The following is a 7,681-nucleotide window of genomic DNA, read 5'->3' as shown; positions in this document are numbered from 1 at the left end:
TTACTATATCTAGCCATTGCCGTTCCACCTCATTCTCTCTTTTCAACTACATTACATTCTATTGAGGGGTACGACAACTATTATGACACAGGGGGTGCTCCTGCTATGTAGAAATCACATATTTCATTTTTACTAATAAAGTCTGTAAATTCTTCACAGCTTAATGCGTTTCCTTTGTATTTTGTAAAAACATTTTTTGATACTATTTTCAAGTCTGAAGCTAATTCAGACCCATATGTATTGGGTTTAAGAGTCCTCGTGCCGGCTGATAAATTTTCATGCCTTATATAAATAACGTGAATATTATTATTGACTGCCCAATCAATAGCTTTATTGATATTGCCAATAACATCCTTGTAATTCTTTGTTATGTCATTCTGAATATCAATTATTACTAAGGCTTTTTTCTGCATAGTGTTTCCTCCTGATAGGTAGATTGATTTGTTTGCTTTTTTAGTATATCTTGTAATTGTTGACAACAGTATGGCAACAATCTATAGTGATAACAAGAAATTTTGGAAGGCGGCTATCAGATGAAAGTTGACAGGCTTGTTAGCATTATTATGATACTCCTTGATAAAAAGCGTATAGGCGCACAAGAGTTAGCAGATATGTTTGAAGTTTCACCCCGCACAATCTACCGCGACATAGACACTATCAACATGGCGGGAATTCCTGTTCGCTCAACATCGGGAGTGGGCGGCGGCTTTGAAATCATGCAGAAATACAAGATTGATAGAAAGGTTTTTTCGACTGCCGACCTTTCCGCTATCTTGATGGGGCTTTCCAGTCTTTCCAACATGATACGAGGTGATGAACTGGTAAACGCCCTTGCGAAAGTCAAGAGTTTTATCCCCGCCGACAGAGCGAGAGACATTGAATTAAAATCAAATCAAATCTATATAGATTTAAGTCCATGGATGGGCAATAGGAACATACAACCATATTTAGAAATTATCAAAACAGCTTTACAGGAAAGCAAGCTACTTTCGTTTGAATATGCAGACCGCTACGGAAATAGAACCGCACGAACAGTCGAGCCGTATCAGCTTGTATTGAAAAGTAGTCATTGGTATTGGCAAGGGTATTGCCATAAAAGAAATGATTTTCGCTTATTTAAACTATCCCGCACATCAAACCTACAAATACAAGAGGAATTTTTTACGCCACGAGATTATCAAAAACCGCAGTTAGATTTGACTGATGTTTTGGCAACTATGCAAACAAAAATCAAAATTCGTATTCATAAATCTGTCATGGACAGGGTACTTGATTAGTGCACTTATGAACAAGTTTCGCCAGACGGTGATGAGCATTTCATTGTTAGTTTTCCTTTCATAGAGAACGAATACTACTACAATATTCTTTTCAGTTTTGGGGATAAATGCGAGTGTTTAGAGCCGTTACATATTCGTACAGAAATGAAGCGTAGAATACATGATATAGCTACCATATACGAAAGTTAATACATGGAGTAAGACGAAAAAGACAAACGAAGTTGCCTTGCCCTTTTTATTCCGTATTATGATGATGGATTAGAGACGAATGTCATCATCTATTTGATCCTCTTTCCATTAATTATGCTGATGTTAATCATTAGTTTTATGATACGTAAAGCTAAAATCACCTTGTTCCTACTAATCAACGTCGTGCTATGTTTTAGCTTATTGGTGTATCCTTATTTTCTTCTAAGATCTACAGGGAATTCTATGTTCTTAACAAGTATTCATTTTCTGCTTCTGACCAGCTATGTTAATGATTACAGCTTATATATTTTCTTACCGTATTATACGTTAATGATTGCGATAATGTTATATTTCATTGGTACTGGAACTCCTATTAAACGGTTAAGAGTGAATCGTCACTATTGATGAAACATTACAATTGCATGATATTGGTTTAGCGTTAATGACATATGAAAATATGTGAATAGGGCTTAAGTTTTCAGCTCAAAATATGGTGAAAACAGGGGTAGTTTAAATCTCAGTTGATTTAAACTACCCCTGTTGCTTTAGCAACTGGTTTTGTCCCGGCCTCTTTAATAGCCCATATAAATTTGAGTAATTAGATGCCTATTCGGCTAATAAGTGAATTATAAATTACTATATGAAATAGTTGCTGAGTTTGTTGAAGTACTATATAACGTACTTCCTGTGTTCCCGTAAACAGGAACAGAAAAACTAGCAGTAAGGCTCTTAGACGTACTTGCTGTGTTAACACCGATAACAAGATTTGTTGTGTAATATGAGCCTATATCATAAAGTCTAGTATTTTTGAATGAAAAATTCGCTTTTCTCGTAACATTTGTGCCTCCAAAATAAACTGTAGTCGGTTGTGGAGCTGATTCAGAAAGACTATAATTATCCCATAATGTCACACTACTGCCAACTGATACAGGTCCCTTACCAATCGCTAAGTCAGCATTAATACTATAATAAGGTCTTTCTATAAAATCTCCATGCCACTAGTCTGCTTTACAAAATCGACATAAGAACTACCTGAGAAATTAAAGTTAATTTTTATAGGGTTCGAGTAGCCTCCAAACCAAATTGCTGTTTCTGCTCCAGGAACATTTTGATAATTTCCTGGACCACAATTATAAGTAATAGATTGGGAGTCTACTCTAAGATTTGCAAAGACGCCAGCTGCATCAGCCATAATTGAACTACCAACAATGCTCGCTTTTGCAAGTTTAGAATGTGATTCATTGCAACCATTTCCGTAAGGATTAGTATAAGTAATATTCCCTGAGATATTTACCACTTTAGAGGTATTGACTCCTGCAAATGGTACCATTATATTATCTTCTTGATATTCACCTTCAACGACTTTATATATCCATGCATCTGTTACACTATTTGAGTATTCGAAATTACTTCCATCTACATCGTCTAATCCTAATTCTTCTGCAGGAATATCAAATGAGATTAAATCACGAGTTTTCTCATCGAAGAAATATAAAATTAATGCTTTTTGTCCTACTAATGCTTTATCCGAAACAAGGTCATAATCATTGGCTGACGATTTTAGCGCTAATCTAACTACACTTAATTCACTTTCACTATCATTTACCACGTCAAAAACAGTATCAGCTTTATCTATTCCGGATTGATAGGCGTCACCTTTCAAGGTAAACACTTTTGTTACATCTTTATACTGTACTTCTCCTGAAAGGGTAATGACGTTTCCGTCAAAACCATAATCATTAATCTTTAAAACTGATAATGATTGATCCACTGAAGAATAATGAATATTTTTATCTTTAGAGACCTTATCTCCTAAATTCACTAAAGCAACACCACTATACTCTTCTTCAAACTTTATTTCTAACGGACTAGCATATGCATGAACAGGAAGCATAACAAGAATAAGAATAACCATTAAAAATAATCGTTTCATCAAAACCCCTCCACATAATTAATTATTAAGACTAAAAAAATTCTTCATTTTCTAAAATGACAGATAATAAAATCTCTTCAAATTCCTTAAAGCTATCAACTTTCAGCACATAATTTTCAAATAGCATATCATTTAATAAGTTCATATCATGTTGCAATGCTGAGAAATATTCGAATTTAAATTCTAAATCTGGATTAGTAAGTACTTCTATTACCGTTATTTTATAGTATTTAAAGTAGTCATAGTAAGTATCACTAGGACTAAGCATAAAGAAAGAATCCATTTTCTCTAAACTTTGCAAAAGATGATATAAATATGTTTGTTTGTTTTCTGTTGTTTTTAAATTCTCCAACGTACTATTTGTTGTATCGATTGCAGAAGCGAATGCTCCGAAATATTCTTTCTCCTTACTTACCTTATCACGATAAAAAGAAATATTTATGATCACACTGATTATCAAAAGTACGACAACACTATACGTAATCCATTTTTTCATTTTTTCATGTTTCACCTCCTATCTATCTGGCACGCACACGCTCATCCTCAAGTAGTCACCTATAAAAACCGAACTACCCTACTATTTATTTCCATTTTTATTATATATTACATAATTATGTTTGTCTAGCAATACTTATTCGTTATTTTGTTAATCATTCTACTGTATAAATGGATATTAATTTTAAGGAAATCAATAAGCCGAAGGGTAGTATATTGGTTGGACCTATCTTTCAAATTTTAGTTTTACTAGTACTAAAGGGAAGGAATGCACGCTTTCATATGGAGAAAATTATGAAAATAAAGAGACTGGAGGCTAGAGGTACTAATTTATGATAAGTATGACGAAATCTCTACGAATTTCTATACTGAGAATAACAATTCGATTTCATTGGTTATCAAGAATACAGGAAACCTCTCTGAAAGCTCTTTAATGACTCAACTAGAGGAGAACCATTTTCGTCAAATAAGGAACCTGGAGACTAGTATTACTAGAATCGACTAGCTGGACGGAGTTGCAGATACCCCCCCAGAAAACGGAGAAGTATATGAGAACCATACATGAGAAGGCCGATGATATGGATAAGTTAATTGATGAATTATTTCTATATTCTAAGCTGGATCTGAACAGTATTCCGTTTCATTGGGTGGACACCAACTTAGACGGTTATGTGCAGGAAGTGATTGAAGGCGTTAAACTTGATTTGGAGAAAAAGGGAGTGCAACTGCACTACATTCATCAGGAAGAGACGTCTATGTTAGTCAAAGTGGATTACCACCGACTGAAGCGGGTCTTCACTAACATCATTGACAACAGCGTGAATTTTATGGATAAAGATAATAAAGAGATTACGATCCGTATATCTCCCTTTGAGCTGGAGGAAGGGTATGCTTTTGTCGAAATTCATGATAATGGGTTGGGCATAGCGGAACAGGATCTTCCGCAACTCTTTGATCAATTTTATCGTTCGGACCCTTCAAGAAATAAACATAATGGTGGAAGTGGGCTAGGTTTAGCCATTGCTAAACAAATCATTCAAGCTCATGGAGGAGATATCGGAGTTAAGAGCGAATTGGGTAAGGGGACAACTGTTTATTTCACACTTAAAATTGTCGAATAATATTAGCTTGAATCTGGAGATGGATGTGCGGAGGGAATAGCAATGAAGCGAGTATTAATCATTGAAGATGAGCGAAGTATTGCAGAGCTGCAAAGAGATTATCTAGAGATTAACGGATTTTCTGTAGAGATGGAGCAGCAGGGAGATATAGGACTGGATAGAGCGATCAAGGAGGACTTCGACTTCATTATTCTTGACCTGATGCTTCCTAAAATAGATGGATTCGAGATTTGTCGCCAAATCCGCTTGACTAAAGATATTCCGATTCTGATGATTACCGCTAAGATAGAAGATATTGATATTATCCGTGGACTTGGTTTAGGAGCGGACGATTATATGACGAAACCTTTTAGCCCGAGTGAGATGGTAGCTCGAGTGAAAGCGCATTTAGCTCGTTATGAGCGTTTAGCTGGCTTAGGGGTTCGTAATCAGGATCGTATTTCCGTTCGTGGTCTCACGATAGATAAAGCCTCGCGAAGAGTATTTCTGAATGAACATGAAATCAATTTAACGACTAAGGAATTCGAACTTCTGGCATATTTAGCGGCTAACTTAGACATAGTTCTAGGCAAGGATGCGATTTTTGAAAAAGTCTGGGGTATGAATGCAGTTGGAGATGTGGCTACAGTAACCGTCCATATCGGGAAAATAAGAGAAAAGATAGAAACTGACCCAGCCTCCCCTCAGTACATTGAAACCATTTGGGGAGTAGGTTATCGATTTATAGCTTAACCGACTACAGGAAGGCAGATTGCTCGATTGAGCAGTTTGTCTTTTTTTGTCTGAGTTTGTTGAGGATATATTCTATATTTTGGAAGGGAATTGCAAGGATGATAGCGAATGTATAAAAAGGCTGGCTGAGGGAATTGCAACATCTAAAACATCGAGCATGAATAGTCTGGATATACTTGTCTGAACTTCGACTCGGTGAAGTCATTTGCGCTAAACAAGCAGGCTATTGATCCTGAGCGTTAAACCATTCATATTCGAAAACAACTGAAGTCTATACCTACGTTAGCATCAAAGAGATCCGTCGCATCCAGAGCCCTCTGGATCGGATTGAGGTAGGGATGGGAATAAATCGTAGAGGACGAATAGCTTCGTCTATCACCTTACAGGGAGGAGTAAAGCGAATTCGCCTATACATCTGTATGAGAGGGATAGGCGAATTCGTGGATTAGTAGTTATCGGAAATCAATGCAATAAAATATTTGGTTTCACAGGAGGAGTATGAATTATAAACGTTTATTAGTAATCGGAGTAGTCTTACTTGTTATTTTTGGAGTTTACAAAGTATATAACTCTGATTATGAATTTGGAAAGTTTGATTCTTTTGATGAAGCGTTGGAAAAGGGAATACCGTATTCAGTTGATACTGTTGTTTATACCGAGAAGGTTAATGGAGTTACTATTGTAATGTATTTAATCGAACCAGATAAAAAAGAATTACCATTTGCTGATTACCATGCATTAGCTGTCGCATTCTTCGAGGGGAATGATGATGAAGGGTGGGAGAATGTTGGTCCGAATGGGTGGACTCATTATGAAAATAAGAATTTCACTCTTTATCATGAGAATCTATATCAACATGATAATCAAGGAAATAAATTGCGAAGAATAGATGTTACGTATGGTGAAGTGAATGATGCCGATGTTGTGAAAGTTGAAGTTAAAGATAAATCGGAAGAACACTATGTAGAAGCACGGATTATTACCTCTAATAATGGAAGATACTATTTTTCTGTGAGCAATGGTGACAGTGTCAGGGCGCTTGGTAGAAATGGTCATCTAATAGATCAACAAGGATAGAAAGTGATATCGAAGAAGGCATTGACATCCGATAACAATGCATTTTAGCTTCGTCGCATACGCTCCTAGGTCGCCTAGATGGATTTCTGAGAAGTGAATCAGGCGACACATCCAACTGGCTAAGTGGCGAAGCCACCCGGACCTACGGTCCTTAAGCCATTCGGACGTCTGAAATGCGAAACGTTATATGAAAGTGCTGAAAGTGCATAATTCAAACTAGAAGGGATGAAAATGATGTCGATTATCCGACCGGAAAAAACGGATATACATACAATTTTTGAAATATTTCAAGAATGTAGATTTGACTTGGATGCTCAAGGAATTAAACAATGGGATGATATCTATCCAAATAAGGAAGTGATCGAAGAAGATATACAGAACCAAAGTATTTTTATACTTAAACATGATGAAGAAATTGCCGGAGTAGTCTCATATGATGAAATGGAGATAGAGGAATACAAGTCGGTTGATTGGAAGCATAAAGACGGAAGAAACATAGTTATTCATAGACTATCAATTAGACCTAAATATCAGGGCCAAGGGATTGCAAAGAAACTGATACAGTTTGTTCATGGTAAGAGTCGGCAAGAGCTATATACTTCTGTTCGCTTAGATGTTTATAGTGATAACCAAAGAGCTATTGACTTCTACAAAAAATTAGGATATGAATTGCGCGGAGAAGTTTGGTTTCCCAGAAGATCATTGCCTTTTTATTGTATGGAGAAGAACCTCAGTGAGAAGATTCGATGAAGTCAGCACCTTCATATAACACTTTGGATTGGTTGCGCAGTTGCCCGAAAAAAAGGCCTTCATAACGACGGTATGAAGGCTACCACGATCGTGAACATATGAGCAGA

At 36.3% G+C, this 7,681-nt stretch carries 7 protein-coding genes and 1 pseudogene; 5 read left to right on the top strand and 3 right to left on the bottom strand.

Annotated features, from left to right (window positions below; all coding sequences use genetic code 11):
• Positions 1–80: 80 nt before the first annotated feature.
• Entirely contained in the window at positions 81–413 is a 333-nt protein-coding gene (locus J2T13_RS25795; RefSeq protein ID WP_429375532.1) for an isochorismatase family protein, read from the bottom strand.
• 120 nt (positions 414–533) lie between these two features.
• Here J2T13_RS25795 and J2T13_RS25790 point away from each other — a divergent pair.
• Positions 534–1,466, top strand: a pseudogene (locus J2T13_RS25790) (helix-turn-helix transcriptional regulator).
• A 979-nt stretch (positions 1,467–2,445) separates the two neighbouring features.
• On the opposite strand, the gene J2T13_RS25785 reads toward J2T13_RS25790, so the two are convergent.
• A complete protein-coding gene (locus J2T13_RS25785; protein WP_429375531.1) occupies positions 2,446–3,399 on the bottom strand; it encodes a hypothetical protein in 954 nt (317 codons plus the stop codon).
• Between the two features lie 31 nt (positions 3,400–3,430).
• Positions 3,431–3,895, bottom strand: a complete 465-nt coding sequence (locus J2T13_RS25780; RefSeq protein ID WP_429375530.1) for a hypothetical protein — start codon at positions 3,893–3,895, stop codon at positions 3,431–3,433.
• Positions 3,896–4,442: 547 nt separating this feature from the next.
• On the opposite strand from J2T13_RS25780, the gene J2T13_RS25775 reads away from it, so the two are divergent.
• The 4 genes from J2T13_RS25775 to J2T13_RS25760 all read left to right on the top strand — a co-directional run bounded on the left by J2T13_RS25775 (position 4,443) and on the right by J2T13_RS25760 (position 7,574).
• On the top strand, positions 4,443–5,015 hold the full coding sequence (locus tag J2T13_RS25775) for a sensor histidine kinase (protein WP_429375528.1): 573 nt from the start codon (positions 4,443–4,445) through the stop codon (positions 5,013–5,015).
• Between the two features lie 42 nt (positions 5,016–5,057).
• A complete protein-coding gene (locus tag J2T13_RS25770; RefSeq protein WP_429375527.1) occupies positions 5,058–5,747 on the top strand; it encodes a response regulator transcription factor in 690 nt (229 codons plus the stop codon).
• Between the two features lie 498 nt (positions 5,748–6,245).
• Entirely contained in the window at positions 6,246–6,824 is a 579-nt protein-coding gene (locus tag J2T13_RS25765) for a hypothetical protein (RefSeq protein WP_429375526.1), read from the top strand.
• A gap of 231 nt (positions 6,825–7,055) precedes the next feature.
• Positions 7,056–7,574: a GNAT family N-acetyltransferase gene (locus J2T13_RS25760; RefSeq protein ID WP_429375524.1), complete on the top strand. Its 519-nt coding sequence runs from the start codon at positions 7,056–7,058 to the stop codon at positions 7,572–7,574.
• Positions 7,575–7,681 lie beyond the last annotated feature (107 nt).

Origin of the sequence: Paenibacillus sp. DS2015 (genome assembly GCF_050433705.1) — a bacterium.
Classification (GTDB): Bacteria; Bacillota; Bacilli; order Paenibacillales; family Paenibacillaceae; genus Paenibacillus_AQ.
This window is presented reverse-complemented; position numbering and strand designations above follow the sequence as displayed.